At 50.9% G+C, this 17,164-nt stretch carries 17 protein-coding genes and 1 pseudogene; 14 read left to right on the top strand and 4 right to left on the bottom strand.

What is annotated here, in order from left to right:
• The first annotated feature begins 2 nt into the window (after nucleotides 1-2).
• The 11 genes and pseudogenes from HMPREF3050_RS03165 (at nucleotide 3) to HMPREF3050_RS03210 (ending at nucleotide 10,790) form a co-directional block, all read left to right on the top strand.
• Nucleotides 3-896 carry a baseplate assembly protein gene (locus HMPREF3050_RS03165; RefSeq protein WP_070773416.1) on the top strand — a complete coding sequence of 298 codons (894 nt, stop codon included), beginning with the start codon at nucleotides 3-5 and terminating at the stop codon, nucleotides 894-896.
• The gene (locus HMPREF3050_RS03170; RefSeq protein ID WP_070773417.1) at nucleotides 893-1,477 is read left to right on the top strand and encodes a phage tail protein I; all 585 of its coding nucleotides are present in this window, start codon (nucleotides 893-895) and stop codon (nucleotides 1,475-1,477) included. Before HMPREF3050_RS03165 ends, HMPREF3050_RS03170 begins: the two co-directional genes overlap by 4 nt.
• Before the next feature lie 8 nt (nucleotides 1,478-1,485).
• A complete protein-coding gene (locus HMPREF3050_RS03175) occupies nucleotides 1,486-2,508 on the top strand; it encodes a phage tail protein (protein WP_070773418.1) in 1,023 nt (340 codons plus the stop codon).
• Nucleotides 2,509-2,572: 64 nt separating this feature from the next.
• A complete protein-coding gene (locus HMPREF3050_RS03180; protein WP_070773467.1) occupies nucleotides 2,573-3,313 on the top strand; it encodes a hypothetical protein in 741 nt (246 codons plus the stop codon).
• A gap of 9 nt (nucleotides 3,314-3,322) precedes the next feature.
• The gene (locus HMPREF3050_RS03185; RefSeq protein WP_070773419.1) at nucleotides 3,323-3,982 is read left to right on the top strand and encodes a hypothetical protein; all 660 of its coding nucleotides are present in this window, start codon (nucleotides 3,323-3,325) and stop codon (nucleotides 3,980-3,982) included.
• Entirely contained in the window at nucleotides 3,975-7,349 is a 3,375-nt protein-coding gene (locus HMPREF3050_RS03190; RefSeq protein WP_070773420.1) for a hypothetical protein, read from the top strand. Before HMPREF3050_RS03185 ends, HMPREF3050_RS03190 begins: the two co-directional genes overlap by 8 nt.
• A gap of 185 nt (nucleotides 7,350-7,534) precedes the next feature.
• Nucleotides 7,535-7,651, top strand: coding sequence for a zinc finger domain-containing protein (locus HMPREF3050_RS13190; protein WP_080980608.1), 117 nt, complete (start codon nucleotides 7,535-7,537; stop codon nucleotides 7,649-7,651).
• A 79-nt stretch (nucleotides 7,652-7,730) separates the two neighbouring features.
• Nucleotides 7,731-8,510: pseudogene (locus HMPREF3050_RS03195) on the top strand (DNA adenine methylase).
• 168 nt (nucleotides 8,511-8,678) lie between these two features.
• Nucleotides 8,679-9,851, top strand: a complete 1,173-nt coding sequence (locus tag HMPREF3050_RS03200) for a phage tail sheath subtilisin-like domain-containing protein (RefSeq protein ID WP_070773421.1) — start codon at nucleotides 8,679-8,681, stop codon at nucleotides 9,849-9,851.
• A gap of 9 nt (nucleotides 9,852-9,860) precedes the next feature.
• Nucleotides 9,861-10,367 carry a phage major tail tube protein gene (locus HMPREF3050_RS03205; RefSeq protein WP_045074494.1) on the top strand — a complete coding sequence of 169 codons (507 nt, stop codon included), beginning with the start codon at nucleotides 9,861-9,863 and terminating at the stop codon, nucleotides 10,365-10,367.
• Between the two features lie 66 nt (nucleotides 10,368-10,433).
• Nucleotides 10,434-10,790, top strand: coding sequence for a hypothetical protein (locus HMPREF3050_RS03210; protein WP_070773422.1), 357 nt, complete (start codon nucleotides 10,434-10,436; stop codon nucleotides 10,788-10,790).
• Nucleotides 10,791-11,040: 250 nt separating this feature from the next.
• On the opposite strand, the gene HMPREF3050_RS03215 is transcribed toward HMPREF3050_RS03210, so the two are convergent.
• Nucleotides 11,041-11,280: a hypothetical protein gene (locus tag HMPREF3050_RS03215; RefSeq protein ID WP_141758392.1), complete on the bottom strand. Its 240-nt coding sequence runs from the start codon at nucleotides 11,278-11,280 to the stop codon at nucleotides 11,041-11,043.
• 34 nt (nucleotides 11,281-11,314) lie between these two features.
• Here HMPREF3050_RS03215 and HMPREF3050_RS03220 point away from each other — a divergent pair, with 34 nt between their 5' ends.
• Genes HMPREF3050_RS03220 through HMPREF3050_RS03230 form a run of 3 tightly spaced genes read left to right on the top strand, consistent with a single transcriptional unit; the run spans nucleotide 11,315 to nucleotide 15,740 of the window.
• Nucleotides 11,315-14,020 carry a phage tail tape measure protein gene (locus tag HMPREF3050_RS03220; protein ID WP_070773424.1) on the top strand — a complete coding sequence of 902 codons (2,706 nt, stop codon included), beginning with the start codon at nucleotides 11,315-11,317 and terminating at the stop codon, nucleotides 14,018-14,020.
• 10 nt (nucleotides 14,021-14,030) lie between these two features.
• The gene (locus tag HMPREF3050_RS03225) at nucleotides 14,031-14,480 is read left to right on the top strand and encodes a phage tail protein (RefSeq protein WP_070773425.1); all 450 of its coding nucleotides are present in this window, start codon (nucleotides 14,031-14,033) and stop codon (nucleotides 14,478-14,480) included.
• Nucleotides 14,481-14,498: 18 nt separating this feature from the next.
• Entirely contained in the window at nucleotides 14,499-15,740 is a 1,242-nt protein-coding gene (locus HMPREF3050_RS03230) for a contractile injection system protein, VgrG/Pvc8 family (protein WP_070773426.1), read from the top strand.
• Between the two features lie 51 nt (nucleotides 15,741-15,791).
• Here HMPREF3050_RS03230 and HMPREF3050_RS03235 read toward each other — a convergent pair whose 3' ends face one another.
• Genes HMPREF3050_RS03235 through HMPREF3050_RS03245 form a run of 3 tightly spaced genes read right to left on the bottom strand, consistent with a single transcriptional unit; the run spans nucleotide 15,792 to nucleotide 17,102 of the window.
• A complete protein-coding gene (locus tag HMPREF3050_RS03235; RefSeq protein WP_070773427.1) occupies nucleotides 15,792-16,205 on the bottom strand; it encodes a hypothetical protein in 414 nt (137 codons plus the stop codon).
• Complete coding sequence (locus HMPREF3050_RS14985; protein WP_246830214.1) at nucleotides 16,202-16,696, bottom strand: helix-turn-helix domain-containing protein; 495 nt, start codon at nucleotides 16,694-16,696, stop codon at nucleotides 16,202-16,204. Before HMPREF3050_RS14985 ends, HMPREF3050_RS03235 begins: the two co-directional genes overlap by 4 nt.
• The gene (locus tag HMPREF3050_RS03245) at nucleotides 16,671-17,102 is read right to left on the bottom strand and encodes a hypothetical protein (RefSeq protein WP_070773428.1); all 432 of its coding nucleotides are present in this window, start codon (nucleotides 17,100-17,102) and stop codon (nucleotides 16,671-16,673) included. Before HMPREF3050_RS03245 ends, HMPREF3050_RS14985 begins: the two co-directional genes overlap by 26 nt.
• Between the last annotated feature and the right edge of the window lie 62 nt (nucleotides 17,103-17,164).

Below are 17,164 nucleotides of genomic sequence, written 5' to 3' on the forward strand. Positions count from 1 at the left end.
CAATGGCCGAAATCGATTTAACCCGCCTTCCCGCTCCGAAAGTCATCGAAGAATTAGATTTTGAAACGATTTTCGAGCGCAAAAAAACAGCACTGCTTGAGCTTGTCCCATCATCCGTCCGAGAAACCATTGCAGCAACCCTGTCGCTGGAATCAGAGCCGCTGACAATAGACCTGCAACAGCAAGCCTACCAAGAAATGATACTTCGGCAGCGCATCAACCAAGCGGCAGCATCGACGCTGCTGGCATTTGCCCAAGGTAGCGATTTAGACCACCTTGCCGCCGCGAAGGGGATAACAAGAAAAATAGTGCGCCAAGCCGACCCAACTGCCCTGCCTCCCGTCGAAGCGCTTTACGAAACCGACGACGACCTGCGCCGCCGCGTGCAACTTTACCCGGAAAAACTCGCCGCCGCCGGTCCGCGTGCCGCCTACGAAGCCCATGCATTAGACGCCCATCCGAAAATCATCGACGCGCGAGCCGTCCGAGAGGTTGCAGGTACGGTCTGCGTCTTTATCAAGGCGGCGGACGGCGTGCCATCAGCTGAAATTTTGCAGGCTGCGCAGGATTATTTGAGCGCGGAGACCCGCCGCCCCTTATGCGATACCGTAAAAGTTAAAGCCGGTCGCCCGAAGGCGATCAGAATTACCGCAAGGATTAGATACGAATCGGGTCCGGATTTGACATTGGTAAAAGACAAGCAGCTTGATGACTTAAAAAAAATGCTGGAAAAAAATAGCAGATTAGGTGCAAGCATCGCATTGTCAAAAATCATCGGTGCGCTGGATACCGACGGCGTTAAAAAAATCGAAATGGCATCACCGTTAGAAGACATAAATTGTAGCGACGGAGAATACATCGAAATCAGCGAAATCAGCTTGGAGAATATGACATGACAGAAAGCATAAAACCAAGCAGCAGCACCGAATTGCAACACGCGCTATCAAAACTGACATCAGCGGAACTGGCGCAATTATTTGACTTGAATGAAATCGCACGAACCCGCCGCCCAGTTGACTGCCCACCAGAATGGCTGCCTTGGCTGGCTTGGGAAAACTCAATCGGCAGCGATGAAGGCTGGGATATTGCCGAAACCGAAGCCGCCCGTCGGCGAATTGTCGCCGAATACATCAAAATCCACGAAAGAAAAGGGACGCCGTCCGTAATACGACAATTATTCAAAGATTTAGGATATGGCGACATCGAGATAATTGAAAACTACGGCAGTCTGTATTGGGATGGAACCGCCTATTTTGACGGGACATTCGTTTTCGGTGGCCAAGAAGGCGACTGGGCCGAATACAAAATCAAACTAAGCCGTCCGATTACAAACAGCGAGGCCGAAAAGATAAAGAAATGGCTAGAGCAAATCGCGCCGCTCCGTTGCCGCTTGGTTGAGATGGATTACCGGAGTAACGCCATCTATTGGAACGGCGAAATCGAATTTAATGGCGAATACAACTTTGGCGCAGCTTAAGGAAAATTATGGCAAACGCAATCGAAAAAAACGAATTCACACAAAATGTTTATCTGGTCGAGCCGGGCGACAAAGTCATTGGCGGCGCGGATGCCCCAATAAACCAGCCTTTGCAGGCACTCGCCAACAGGACAAACAATTTAAACATCCGTCTCAAAGCCGTCGATAAAAAAATCAGCGAAAACACCGACACCGTAAAGGTTGCCGGTAATCAAACCATCAACGGCGACAAAACATTCGGCGGCAATACCGTGTTTACAAAAGGCATTACCGTGGCAGCCTCGCCTGCACTTTACGCCGCCAACAAATATATCTATATCGACTCCGACGCGGATCAGGTTTTTTTACGCAACCGAAACAGTAATAAAGCACTGGCTTTAAAAAACAATGGAGTCATCGAATACGACAATTCGCCACTGCTCTTACAGCGGAGCATCTCCCAAAATCCCGAACACACTGGCACCAACACCGTGCCGTCATCGTATGCCCTGTCAAAAGTCAAAGCAGAAACAATCGAGGTACTGCCATCTTCGAGCGGGTCTAAGCATCGAATATCCATCGGCTGGGACGTACCCGGTCTGGTGGCAAAAGTTGACCAAACATTTGTCAACATCTCGGCACCAAGCGGCACAGTTGTAGCTTTGGCGGGCGAAGCCGTCCCTTATGGCTGGCTTGAATGCCACGGCGCAGCGGTATCCCGTCAGACCTACGCTACGCTGTTTGCCGTCATCGGTACGCGCTACGGAGCGGGCGACGGCAGCACCACATTCAACCTGCCTGACCTGCGCGGCGAATTTATCCGCGGCTGGGACGCCGGTCGCGGTCGGGACGCCGGTCGCGTCTTGGGCAGTTGGCAGGCGGACGAGTTCCGCAGCCATACCCACGGCATCGGACTGCAACGGCGAGCCGATACCGACAGGGGTCAGAATTCATCGCTTGTTTCCGTTGATACAGAAGGAACGACCGACGCCGCAGGCGGTGTGGAAACACGCCCGATGAACGTGGCTATGAAATACATCATCAAGATTTAATTTGAAAAGGTCGTCTGAAAAACCGAAACGTAGTTCAGACGACCTTATGGAAAAGGAAAAAGAAATGAGCCAAAACATCAAATGGACTAAACCCGTCTGTCAGCTTGATGCGGAAAATATTTATATTGGTCAAGTCAATGCCGAACTGGACATCTACGCCCGCGACGGTAGTTACCTTATTCCCGCCGGCTGTATTGACACATCGCCACCCAAAATTTCAGCCGGACACGCCGCCCGATGGAACGGCTCGGACTGGGAAATTATTGACGACCATCGCGGCAAAGCAGCGTACCGCAAAGCCGATGGCATTGCCGTCATTGTCGACAAAGTAGGCAGGCTTTCAGACGAATTGACGATGCTTGAACCAGCATCCGAATACTGCGAATGGGACGGTGAAAAATGGATAGAAAACCAAGATAAAAAAGCCGAAGCAGAAGAGGCTAAGCTCGCCGCCGCAAAATCCATTACCTTGTCTCGCCTTAATCAACACGCCCAATCCATAGTCAACGAAAAAAGCGGCATGAATGATCTACCCGCCTTTGAAGTGCAGAGCTGGGTAGACCAAGCTGCCGAAGCCCGTGAGTGGGAAAAAAATCCGTCTGCACCGACGCCAGTAATCGATCGCATCGCCGCCGCTCGTGGAATCGGTTCAGACGACCTAAAAGCTGCTGTTCTGCGTAAAGCAAAAGAGTATCAGGAATTGAGCGCAGAAGTTGCCGGACGCCGTCAGGCATTAGCTGAAAAAATCGCCGCCGCCGACACAATCGAAGAAATCGAAGCCATCAAAATCGAATTTGACTTTTAAGGCATAAAAATGAGCATCCAAACCAAAAATTTGACCCTGTACCGTGGTGATACCCGAGTTTTTCGCGTCGGTTTTGACGGAGGCGGACTCCCATTTGAGCCGCGTGAAGCTCAATGGGCAATGACGGTTCGTGGTCAGACGGGTGAAGAGTTGAGGCCGCAGGTTAGTGTCAGCGGGCGCGAAATCATTATTACATTTCCTGCCGCCCTGACTCAAAATGTCGCATGGGCAAACGGACAATACGATCTCCGTGCCATTTTTGGCGGTATCGTCTCAACCGTCCTAAAAGGCGACGTATATATCGCGCCGTCAATCTCAAACGTCAGCGGATTTATCGGTGAGGCTACTGAGCCGGTACGCGTCAGCATCATGGAGCAGGGTTTAGTGGTTATGGCATCACCCACTCCGTCAGTCGAGACACCAAAAATGCTGACAGCCGAAGAAATCAGAAAAATCGTCGAAACGGTTGTTAAAGAAAACATCGGTAGTGCAAAACAACCCACTCAACCTACACAACCCTCACCAACGCAACCGGCAAACAACGGCACGGGTAACAACGCAACGGCAACGCCCACTCCTGCCCCAACGCAACCGGCAACGGACAATAGTGGGGTTAGCGACGCGGCGCTAGCGGATATTTTAAAAGATTTGGGTGAAACAAATGGCTAAAGAATTAAACAACTTAGAAAAAGCGCTGTCGGCGATTGCCAAGAATACGAAGGCGGCGAAGGATACGGCGGCGGAAGCTAAAGAAATGGCTGCTCCCGCCAAAATCGCAACCGCTGTAAACGGTGCGCTTTCCGAGGTTGAGACTGCTGCCAAAGTGGCGGCGTTGCAAGCCAAGCACGAAACAGGTATGAAGCTGGCAATTGAGCGCGGCGTGTACTATCTCGAAGATGCGCTGACTGAAGAATTGCGCGTAAAAGTCTTGTCGGGATTCTTCAAAACGAACAAACAGACTCCTGCCGAAGCTGCTGTAATCAGCCGCGCCGTTACCGAATACATCGAACGTATCCCCAATGGTTCATATATTACCGCTCGTCAGGGTTCGGTTTTCAGCGTGGATAAAAACGTGGGGTATAAGCCTGATGTTTTTGGTGCGGACGGTCGAAAAGTCACGGTCGGTGGGATGACCCTGACTATTGACGGTGCGCAGCCGTGTATCTACATCCGCAATAAGTCTAATTGTTTCTTCGATTTCCGCGGTGTCATGTTTATTGCCGAATCCTTTGGTGTCAACGTGTTCGAAATGGACGGCGGCGAAGGTAACGTTATCATGCATGGCGGTGTTATCCGTACCCGCCGCTGGATGGAAAAAGGCTATGTCGGCGGGCGTCAAGGGTTGTTTGCGCCGATTGATGGCTGGACGCCCGAGAATCCGCATATCGGCTATGGATATGCGGATAAGGGGTTGTATGACTTAGGTTTTAATACCACTCGCCTTTTACATGACCTTGCCCGTTACCGTAACAATGCTGCTCAGGTGCAAGATGTCAAAAAACCTGATGATTTAACATGGGCAAAAATCAAAGAATACGAACGTCAACAGTCAAGAAAAGTTGATTTAGGCGTTGGCGGCTATTGGAACGCTGACGGCACGAAAAATGAGTTCCCGCAGGAAGACGGCACTGTTTCTGAGACGTGGGGTAAATGGAGCGGTGGTCAGCGCGGGTCTTCGGCAAATGGCTGGTTGATTTATGATGTTTACCACTTGGTCGTCTGGGATTTTGATGTTCGCGGGATGACCGGTAGTGCAATACAGTTTGGTCTTTATTCTACCCGAGATTGTCGTGACGTTAGCGGCGGTGATATTGATACCGCCATTCGCGAGAAAATGGTTTGCTACGACTGCAAGGTTTACGGCGGCTTCATGTCTGACAACTATATCGGCGGCATTGGCGTTGTCCGTGGTGTCGGCATTACTGTCGAGGGTATGAACTGTCTGCAAGGGCGTGTCGGACATCCGGATGCTTCGGTCGAGCATTCCCGCGACAACAGTCAAGTTACCGTTGACCCAGGCTATTGGTTGTGGACAAGCCGATACCTACCGCAAATTGGTATCCGCTTCATCAACAACCACTTCGGTTTCGCTGCGCGTAAAGTTGCTGATGCACATACTGGTAACAATATCCAAATCATCGGCAATAGCGGCTCATGCCTCTACTACGGTACAGGGGTCGTCATCGAGGAAACCTACGCGCAAGACACCACTAAGGGCGGCCGCGCAGACAATAGCAGCTTTAAATATCAGGAATCCAACATTGTCATCAAAGACAATGAATTTATCAGCGGTATGAATGGTATTTTCCTGATTAACGGTGCGACAGGGGTAAAAGCCCGAAAAGATAAGGATTTGTGGTGGTTGCGTGCCAATATCACTGTCCAAAACAATCGCATTTACGCGCCGCGAGGCGTGCCGTGTAATTTCGGTCACAATCGATTCACGATTTCGGACAATTCCTGTACTTTTGCCCTGCCTTTTGGTGAGGCGTTTGGCCTCCGCTATTTGAGCAATATTGCTATTAAAAATGGCGGAACCGGATACAGTGCGGATACCAAGATTGTGATTACAGGCGGCGGCGAAGGTGCGCGCGGCGCGGCGGCAACCTGTACGGTCGCAAATGGTGTGATTACGGGTATTCGCATTACCGCCAGCGGTACGAAATATTCCGATGCGAAAAGTCTGAGTATTGAGGCCGTCGATCCGGCTGGAAGCGGTAGCGGTGCAGTATTTGAAGGATTTGTGAATGACTCTACCTATGCCTACTTGATAGGTGCAGAAAGTAGATACGGCACAATTGATGGCAGCTATTTTGCGAACAACACTGCTCGAAATAGCCCCGACGGCAACTATGCCCGCCAGTTTTTAACGGGCAATCTGACTGGTTGTACCGTTCGGGACAACCGTTTGGATGTGACGCCTTATACCAAGGGGGATAAGCCTGCGAAGCCTTATATCTCGGATGCCGCCTATGTTCATCGTAGCGGTATCGCAAGTCAGGGATTCTATCAAACGGGTACGCATACCGATTGTTGTCACGACAACAATAAAACATGGGATCAGCGAACAGGGGCATTTTCCGATCATGTTTTCCGGAATACTACGACCGCCCAAGGCACTGCTGAGGGAAATGTCAGACCGACGAAAACTGAAGTTCAGGCGCTTATTGATGCCGCCGTTGCAGCGGCTGTTGCCAAGCTGAATAACGGCACGGCGGCTGATACTAAACCTGCCAAACCTGCCGACTCTCCGAAGGCTGAAGGCGGGGAACAGGCTGCGGCAACGACACCTGCCCAGCCGCCTAAAGCGGAAGGAGATGGCCAGCCTACGACTCAGCCGCCTGCTGCGCTGCCGAAAGAAACTGAAACGGCAGCCGAATCACCTGCTGCCAAATCTACGACTTCCGTCAAGTTCACGTTTGACGGATTGGCGGCAACGGCAGCCGAGGCGGTCGGTAGCAACAATACGGCCAAACTGAAAACCTTGAATAATGCCGAAAGAGCCGGAGAGCCATTAGACTGGGCTGGTGCGTTCGGTGAAGATGACGGTCATAAAATCATGCGTTCCTTGGTTGCCGGTGAGGGTAAAGGTATTCGATTCATTGAGTCTGAGGGGCTGACTTCTGATGGTTCGTCTGATTCCGCGATTGTGTTCCCATTCAAGCAGCTTTCGGGCGGCGCCGCGGGTTCAGGGTTCTCAGCAGTCGTCCTGAACGATAGAAGTATTATTAATAATGGCTTAGTAAGTACAAACGAAGAGACGGGATTCAAGTTGCGTTCATTCGAGGGTACGACCATCGATGGTAAGCCAATTTCCGCTACTCAGGTGTACTCATACAACAAGTGGTACGTTGCGGTCATCCCTGTCAAAGCAGGTGCTGATAAAGCGTTCAACAAAATCCGTTTCGGTATGAATCATGCCGGAAATGTAGGACGTAATGTCATTATTGGTGCAGGCATCGAGTTTGTTCAGGGGGATATCAGTAAAGTTGCCGAAAAAGTCACTGCACTGATGACTGAGTACGGTATCAGTTAAGAGAAAAGGTCGTCTGAAATTTCAGACGACCTTAGAGAGGAGATTGAAAAAATCAGTGGGACGGCGACGTAGCGGTGCAGGAACACCGCTACGCCAGCCAAGCAGATAGTGCCTGCATTGACTTCTAGGCCGCCTTAGTCTCTAGAGACCGAGGCATTCTATCCGTGATATGGGAGTGAGTGCAAATGCAAATCTACCGCGAAATGCGCTGCAAATACTGCGGCAAACTGCTTGCCAAAGGCAGCGGATACGTGCAAATCAAATGCGCACGTTGTAAAAACATCAATTCATTCAGTAACTAAAAAATCAGCAGAGTGCCGTTGAGCATCACATTTTATCTGACTCCGAGCGTCCCGAATGCCGCAAATTAGGAGTATATATATGATGCAAAAAACACAACAAACTCTACCGATTATCCCTTGGATGGGCGGTAAACGCCGATTGGCAAAACACCTGTTGCCCATGTTCCCCGAGCATTCTTGTTATGTTGAGCTGTTTTCCGGTGGCGCGGCGTTGTTCTTTATGCGCCCAACGCCTGCTAAAGTAGAGGTACTCAACGACATCAACGGACAGCTCATCAACCTGTACCGCGTGGTACAACATCACTTTGACGAGTTCGTCCGCCAGTTCGAGTGGACACTGACTAGCCGCGAGGTATTTGCCCGTCTGCAAAGCACGCCGCCTGATTGCATGACCGATATTCAACGAGCTGCCCGGTTCTTTTATTTGTAGCACAATGCCTTCGGTGGCAAGACCGTCCATCAACATTTTGGTACGGCCACCACCTCAAAAGCGTGGGATGCGTCGCAGATTAGGGCAAAACTGACAGCAGCCCAAGCCCGGCTGAGAGGTGTGTTCGTCGAAAACGAGGCGTGGGATCGATGCTTCAAGCGGTATGACCGAGAGCATACCTTCTTCTACGCCGACCCGCCGTACTGGCAAACCGCAGGGTACGACCACGCATTCGATTGGTCGCAGTATGAGCTGCTGGCCAAAGCAATGGCGGAGAGCAAGGGCAAATTCATGCTGTCTATAAACGACCATTCTGATATAAGGGAGTTGTTCAAAGACTTCCGCATCACTCCGCTTGAGCTTGCCTATACAGTTGGCAGAGACAAAACCGGTAAAACAAGCGGCGAATTGGTTATATGTAACTGGTAAAAACAAAAGCGACGGTTCCGTCGCTTTTATTATTTTCAGCCATCCGCATGGTGCAAAAGGCGGCGGCGGCTTACACAGACGACCTTAAAAGCCCGATAAAAAAAAATCATACTTGAGTAGAGAGGATGATTGGAAAACAATCAGGAAAGACATAAACAGGATAAAAATATGACTGCAAAACGAATGCATGGCGTAACTGCCAACGAATATACCCACGGTGCGCGCGCCGTATCAGACATCGCCAGCAACATCATCGGCTTAGTTGCCACATCTGAAGATGCTGACGCGAAGACCTTTCCGCAGGACACTCCGATTTTTGCTACATCTGTCGGCAGCCTGTTGGGAAAAGCAGGCAGTAAAGGCACACTGGGGAAATCGTTAGATGCCATCTATGACCAAGCAGATGCGCAGATTGTTGTAGTCCGTGTAGCATCATCGGCAAAACCCGCTGAACAAAAAGCAGCAATAATTAAAGGCGCAAAAATCCTGCGTCAAGCCCCTGTCCGTACTGGCTTCAAGCCAAAGATTATCGGTGCGCCAGAATTGGATGATGCCGACGTAACCGCTGAATTGTGCGTGGCTGCCAACGCCTTGGGTGGATTCGTCTATGCTTCTGCGGGAGGGGCTGACGAGATTCCGGCAGTGCAAACCTACCGCCAAGGTTTTGGACAAAATAATCTCATGTTAATCGACAATGAGTTTATGACAGCAGGCGCAAACGGAACGCCGCAGACCGCTGCCACTATTGCCCGAATCTTAGGCGCGCGCGCCATACTTGACGAAAAAATCGGTCCGCACAAATCAATATCTAATACAGAGATTCAAGGCGTGTCCGCCATCAAATCACCGCGCAGCTTCGGACTGTTGGATATTAATTCAGATGCGAACACACTAAACAACCTAGACGTAACGACCCTGATCCGCGAAAAAGGTTTCCGCGTATGGGGCAATCGAACCTGCTCGGCAGATCCGATTTGGGCATTTGAGCCGACAGTCCGTGTTGCATCAATTATCAAAGAGACCATCGCCGAAAGTTTCCTCTGGGCAATGGATAAACCGATGCATCCTTCCCTGATGATTGACATCATCAACACAATCAACGCGAAGCTGGCGGAAAAAGTCTATAAAGGTTGGTTATTGGGCGCGCAGGTATTTATCGACCCGAAAAAAATCGAAAAAGAGCGCGTATCAAACGGCATCTTCGCATTTGACTACGAATTTACCGTCGCACCGCCGTTGGAAAACATCGAACTGAACCAACACGTCTCCGATCGCTTTATCGTTAACCTGACCGACCGCGTCATCGAGTTTGCGTCAAACATCAAACCGACCACAGTATAAGGACAGCAAATGCAGTTACCACGCATCCTCAAAAGTTTTAACGTATTTACCGACGGCCTCAACAAAGACGGCGTCCTGATGACCGTCAAACGCCCCGACATCAAATTTAAAACCGAAGACTACACGCCGGGTGGCGGTCTGGGTGAATACACAGTCATTCACGGTATCGAGAAACTCGAGCTTGAGCTGACAAGCAAAGGCTTTGACCTCGAGTTGTTCAAGTCAATCAGCCATAAAATTAATGGCAACCTGCTGCGCTACCAAGGCGCGTTGCACAAAGAGGACGAAGAAACCTATCAAACATTGGTAGGCGAAGCCCGCGGGCGCATCATCGAGACCACGCGCAACGAAGACAAAGCAGGCGAAGGCGGCGAACAGACATTTAAGTACGCCCTGACCTATTGGAAGGAAACAGTTGACGGCGAAGTCATTTTCGAATGCGACCTGATGGCAAATAAACTCGTCATCGGCGGTAAAGACATTCGCGCCGGCATCCGCAATGCGTTAGGTCTGTAATCGGTAAAAAGCAAAGGTCGGGCAGGAAAAGCCCGACCGACAACAATCAATTCAAAGGCGCAAAAAATGCAGCAAGAACCCAAAATCAAAATCAACCCGGACAACACCATTATCGTAACCGTATCAAACGGCACGGCCTACACCCTCCGCGAACCGCTCGCCAAAGACATGGCAGGCTTAGGGCAAGACCTGATTAAAATCAAACACACGGAAACCATCCAAAAGCTGCTCTCCAAAATCAGTACGCCCAAAATCGGCATGGCTCAATATGGCGGATTCAGCATGGCGGACGCACAAGCCCTCAACGCCGCCGTAGATTTTTTTTCAGCGCCGCCGTCAGCGAAAGTAGAGATTCAGGAAGCCTTTGCGGAATTGGGTTATATCCAAGATTCCGCTACCGAGCAGACACTTTCAGCCGACTGATAAATTCCGTCCCTGATATTTGGGAGGATGACGTTGACGGCGAACAGCAAAAGTTCTACCAAATAGACGATGCCCTCGCCCTCTGCGCAATCACATTTAAAGGGTCGATTGATTGGTTTGCCGAACAAAACCTATACAGGTTAAACAGTTGGGCGGCAAAAGCAGAAGAAATAAACCGGATCCAATCCGAAAACGCAGGGCAATAAAAAAGGTCGTCTGAAACATTTCAGACGACCTTTTCAATTAAAAATTACTTGAACAATTTCCCAACGAAGAAAAAAGCAATCGCGCTACTGACCGCCTTCCGATAAGGATTTGACTTAGCTGCTGTCATATTGCGGTAATTCTCGCAAAGAACACGACTTTCATTTTGAACTTTCAGGATGTATTCGTCAGTTTCGCGCCGCAATTGCGCCGGAGACTTAGGACGTCTCGACGGCGTGAATGCAGGCTGTTTGTTTACAGGCTGACGCTTAAAAAAACCGAACATATCAAATCCATCCCTTAAATACAGGCAAAACGCCATGACCGATAAGACGCTTAATATTATTCTCAAAGCCACCGATAAAGCAAGCGGACAATTTGACCGAATCAGCAAAGCCGCATCAGGGCTGAGCGGGAGATTAAAACAAACCGAACAAGAGCAAATGCGCCTGAATAAAGCCCTAAACGACACAAAGCGGCTTGAAAAATATCGCCAAAACCTAAGCGAAACAAATAAAAAGCTGTCAGAAAACCGCAACAGGCAGCGGGAGCTGCTCGCCGAAATGAAAAAAAGCGGCGGCGCAACCCAAGCACAAAGCCGAGAAATGAAAAAACTTGCCCAGCAGGCAAAAATACTGGAACAAACCCAAGAGCGGCAACTAAAAAGCACCGGTCGGCTTGCGAAAGAAATGAAAGCCGCCGGGACGTCCACCGTCAATCTTGCCCAAAATCAAAAAACACTTGCCGAGCAGATGGAGAAAACAAACAAAAAATTCGCTGCGCAGCAAAAATGGGCAAATGCCGGCAGAAAACTGGACGACATAAACTCAAAAGCCATTATGGCATCAGGCGTCGCCGCTGCTCACGCATACGGCGCGAAACGCCTGTTAGAAAAGCCGATAACCGCATACGCACAAAGCGAAACGGCGTCCGTAGATTTACGCGCCGCCATGATGACATCCGACGGAAGCGTCTCCGCCGAATACGAAAAAATCAACAGTCTGGCTACCAAACTGGGAGACAAATTACCGGGTACGACGGCAGATTTTAAAAATCTCATGACCATGCTGATGCGCCAAGGCGTATCCGCTCAAACCATCTTGGGCGGCACGGGCGAGGCCGCAGCCATGTTGTCGGTGCAGCTCAAAAAAGCCCCTGACGCCGCCGCCGAGATGACTGCCAAACTCCAAGACGCGACCCGCGCCAGCGAAAAAGAGATGCTCGCCATCATGGACCAAGTCCAACGCCTCTACTACACAGGCGTCGAGGACGGCAACATCTTGGGCGCATTTTCAAAACTGTCCCCCGCTCTTGATACCCTGAAAATCAAGGGCGAAGCCGCAATGAAACAGATGGGTCCGTTGGTCGGTATGCTCGACCAAGCAGGACTGTCAGGAGAATCCGCCGGTAATGCCATGCGTAAAGTATTCACACGGATGATGGATACCGCAAAAATCGCCAAAGCAACCAAAGGCAGCGGAATAGACTTAGACTTTACCAACGGGAAAGGCGAATTCGGCGGCTTCGACAAAATGTATGCCCAGCTCGAAAAACTCAAAAGCCTAACCACAGAAAAAAGATTGGGGATACTGCAAAAGATATTCGGCGACGATGCCGAGACCCTGCAAGCATTAAACACGATGATTGAGAAGGGAAAAACAGGCTATGAAGAGTTCGCCAAAAAAATGGAGGCGCAAGCCAGCCTGAACCAGCGCGTGAATGAGCAGCTCGGCACACTGACCAACCTTTGGGACGCGGCCAGCGGAACATTTACCAACTTTCTCGCCACGATGGGGGAATCAGTAGCTCCGGAACTCAAAAGCCTGACCCAATGGATAGCCGACGTAAACAGCAAATTAAGCACATGGGCTGCCCAAAATCCCACCGCCGCCGCCGCCATCATGAAGCTGATTGCCCTATTCGCCGTGGGTGCTACCGCCATTTCAGCCCTAGGGCTGGCAGTTCACGGGATAACAGGCGTCATGAGCGGATTCATGACCATCATCAGGTTTGCAGGCGGTGGCATGGGGACACTGATAGGCTGGATAGCCCGTCTCGGGATGGCTCTCGTTTCATTCGGATTAAAGGCGGCAATGTTCCTGCTTACAAACCCGTTCGGATGGGCGATTCTTGCTGTTGCCGCCCTCGTCGCCTTATACGTCTATTGGGATAAAGTCAAAGCAGCTCTGATTGCGGGTTGGGAATGGATTAAGCAGGCATTCCAAAGCAACCCTCTGCTTGTCGCCTTTACAGGTCCGATAGGCGCATTGATTTCACTTTTCGCAAATTGGGAAAGAATCAAAAATGCCCTGATTGCAGGCTGGGAATGGATTAAACAAGTATTTCAAAATAACCCGCTGCTGATTGCCTTTACGGGTCCGATAGGCGTCTTGATTGCACTGTTCGCAAACTGGGAGAAAGTCAAATCCGCACTGGTCGCAGGCTGGGAATGGATCAAAAAAGTATTCGGCGGAGAAAATCCGATTGCACAGGCGGCGCAGGTAGCCCTTGGACCATTGAACGCCCTCAAATCTGCTGCGATGGGCGCGTATGAATGGCTCAAAAAAGCCTTTTCCGTTAAATTAACCATGCCAAGTTTAGGCAGTTCGAGCATTGGATCAGGCGCATACATTCCAAACAAAGGCTATTCGACGGGCGGTTATACCGGCGCGGGCGGCGTCAATACCCCCGCCGGTATCGTCCACAAAGGCGAGGTCGTCTTTAATCAACGCGACGTCGCACGTTTTGGCGGATGGCGGGTACTCGACAAAATCCGCAAAGCAGGATTGACCGCTTTGGGCAGTATCCTGCCGTCCTCCGCGCCCGAGCCGCGCCCCGCCCTTGCCGGAGCCGTTCCCGTTGCCGCCGACTTCAACCGCGGCGGCGGTGGCGGCATGAACATCAACATCACCATCAACGGCGGCAGCAGCAGCGCGGCGGAAATTGCCCGCGAAGTCCGCCGCCAAATCGAACAAATAACCGCCAATGCAGCGCGCCGCGCCCGCAGCGCGTTCAAAGACGACTAAGGATAAAAAAATGCTGGCAACACTCGGATTTTTCCCATTTATGTTACGCACCATCCCGTTCCAAACCATAAGCCGTCAAAACGGCTGGCGGCATCCCGAACAATCAACCGTCGGCGGCGGTATCAACCCCGTGCAATACATCGGTCCTGATACCGAAACCATCACCCTATCCGCCGAACTGCGCCCAGAAATCACAGGCGGCGATACCTCCCTGTCCATGCTCCGCCTCATGGCAGAGCGCGGCAAGCCGTACAACCTGATACTGGGTACCGGGCAGATAATGGGCGCATACGTCATCACGTCCATCAAAGAGGACAGAGGTCAGCTCATGCAAGACAGCAAAGCCCGCGCCATCAGTTTCAGCCTCGAATTGAAAAAAGTATCCGACAGCCCGCTCGGATTAAAAGGCAAAGCCCTGCAACTCGGCGTGTCCATCGCCCGCCGTATCGCAGGCATCTAAACCGAAAAGCAAAACGCCATGACCATCCTGACCACCATCAAAGACCAAGCCGTAAAAATCTTTAACGCCATAACCGACACGGGCGGCAACCATCTGACGCCCGTCGCCAAGCTGTCCATCAACGGCAAGCCGTTCAATACCGACGCCCTATCCCGCATCATCTCCATCAGCCTGACCGACAAAAGCGGCTTCGAGGCGGACGAGCTGACCGTAAGCCTGTCCGACCACGACGGCGCGCTCGCCCTGCCCCCGAAGTCTGCCGAGATAACCATCGCCCTAGGCTACATCGAAACAGGCATTGTCGATAAAGGCAGCTACAAAATTACTGAAGTAAGCTGGAGCGGTGCACCCGACACCCTACACATCACCGCCCAATCCGCCGACACATCCGACCGCTTTTCCGAGGCAAAAGAAAAAAGCTGGCACAAAACCAGCCTGAAAGAAATCATCGAATCCATTGCCGCCGCCAACGGCTACACACCAATCATCGGCAAAGCCTACCAAGAAGAAAAAATCGACCACATCGACCAAAGCAACGAATCCGACGCCGCCTTCTTGTCGCGCCTTGCCGAACGCTACGACGCCATCGCAACAGTCAAACATGGCCGCCTCCTGTTTGTTTCATCGGGCGAAGCCACGACCGCCAGCGGGCAGCCGTTGCCCACGATCAGGATTACCCGCAACAGCGGCGACCAATACACATTCAGATACAGCAATACCGAAAGCTACAACGCCGTCCGCGCCTACTACATCGACAAGCAGACGGGGAAAAAGCACGAAGTCGTCATCACCGAAGACAACTACGACCCCGTCAAAAAAACCGTTACCACCACCAAAAAATACAAGACCAAGCGCAAAGACGGCAAAACCCACAAAACCACCACCAAAGAAGTAACCGAAATCAAGCAGGCGGACACCACCGGCAAAAAAATCAAAACCCTGCGCCATACCTACCAAAGCCCCAAAACCGCCGCCACCGGCGCGCGCGCCGCATACAAAAAACTAAAACGCGGCGCAATGGAATTCGACATTTCCCTAGCCGTTGGCCGCCCCGACATCGCGCCCGAAAGCCCCGTAACCCTGCAAGGCTTCAAACCCGAAATCGACGCAGAGAAATGGGTCGGAAAAGAAACCGTCCACACCCTAGACGGCAACGGACTGACGACCGCCGTCAAACTCCAAAGCCTGATAGATGTACCGATTGTCCTCTATGAAGGCGAAGTCAGCCCAAACTTTGCCGCCGCAGTTTCCAAACCCTGACCAAAACAAAAGGTCGTCTGAAAAATTCAGACGACCTTTCAAAATTTCAGCTTACATAGCGATAAACTTAAGGGAATTTCCATTTGCCACAACATCACCCACTACAAGTCTCGCCCAAATTTTATCTCCGACCGATACAGGAAGATTATCCAAACTATGATGTACCAGCCCGCTGAACACTTCAGGATTTTCCGATACTACAGGAGCATTGCCGACAGGCGGCATTTCAAATACTGACAAAACATCGGAATCCCTAAGAATCTCCAGGCGCAAAGGAACAAAGCTCAAATCCTTTCTCGAAGTCGGAATCTCGAAAATCAGACAAAGATTTAATTGAGCCAATACAAAATCGCGCGACGGCAGCGGACAGACCCCCGGATAAATACCAATCAGACTGTAACGGAAATCGTCCGCATGGCGGATGATACTGTCGCAATATTGAATATGCAGCGATACAGGCATCATGATTTGAGTCCTTCCACAAAATCCCACTGACGGTCAAAAGCCGCCCGTACGTCAAGAGGTCCGATACCGAATACCGCAGCCAGTTTATCGACTGTATCATTGCTCAAAGTACAGCGGTTGTTTTCAATGCGTGAAAGATAAGACTGTTTAAGCCCCGTTTTTTCAGCAAGCGCAGATTGCGTCAAGCCGTTTTTTAGACGCAACGATGCAAACGTTGGCCCAGCAGTATCCGCATCAAGTCTTGCAGCCAGCTTTTTGCCTGCTCTGTCCATCGCCGCCGCACGGCGCGGATTTTTGCGAACACGTTCCACATAGCAGCAAGCATCTGACGCATCAGAAAGCGGCAAGACCTGCTTGCCTGCAACAAATACCGTAGAAGTTCTGATAGTCGCAGCAGCGGCAGGTGCGGAAAAAGACACCGCAGAAGCCGTAAACAGACAGACCGCCCCGAAGGCAGTCCAATTTTCAATATTCGATTTTTGCATAGTCATTTTGGATTCTCCGCATAATCGGATGATCGGGCTGATAATCGAAGCCCTCGGATTTGTCGGCAACCGCCAAAATATAGATTTTCCGGATAAACGTCCGGTTCGGCTGCATCTCATTTCGAACGCAGTACAAAATACGCAGCGAAAGCGCAGATTCCTCATCGAGCCGTAGCCGCATCACGCGTATATCCGCACTCCATAATGCCGCCACACGTTTGCATTCCATGCCCAAAAGCCCGATGGGCTGATCGTAATCGCGGCAGTAGCTTTCAGAAAAGAGCTTGTCAAAAAGCGCAGGCGTATCATCGATAAGCGTAATCACTCTATCGATATAACCGACCGCCTCCTCATTACTCTCGAAAAGGCGTTCCAAATCCGCTTCCGCATGATCGTGAACAATAAGTTGCATAATATATCTTTTTAGTTATATTCCGCAAGCAGCCACCCTGCCGCTTGTCTCAAAATCCCGAC

The organism is Neisseria sp. HMSC065D04 (genome assembly GCF_001815675.1).
Classification (GTDB): Bacteria; Pseudomonadota; Gammaproteobacteria; order Burkholderiales; family Neisseriaceae; genus Neisseria.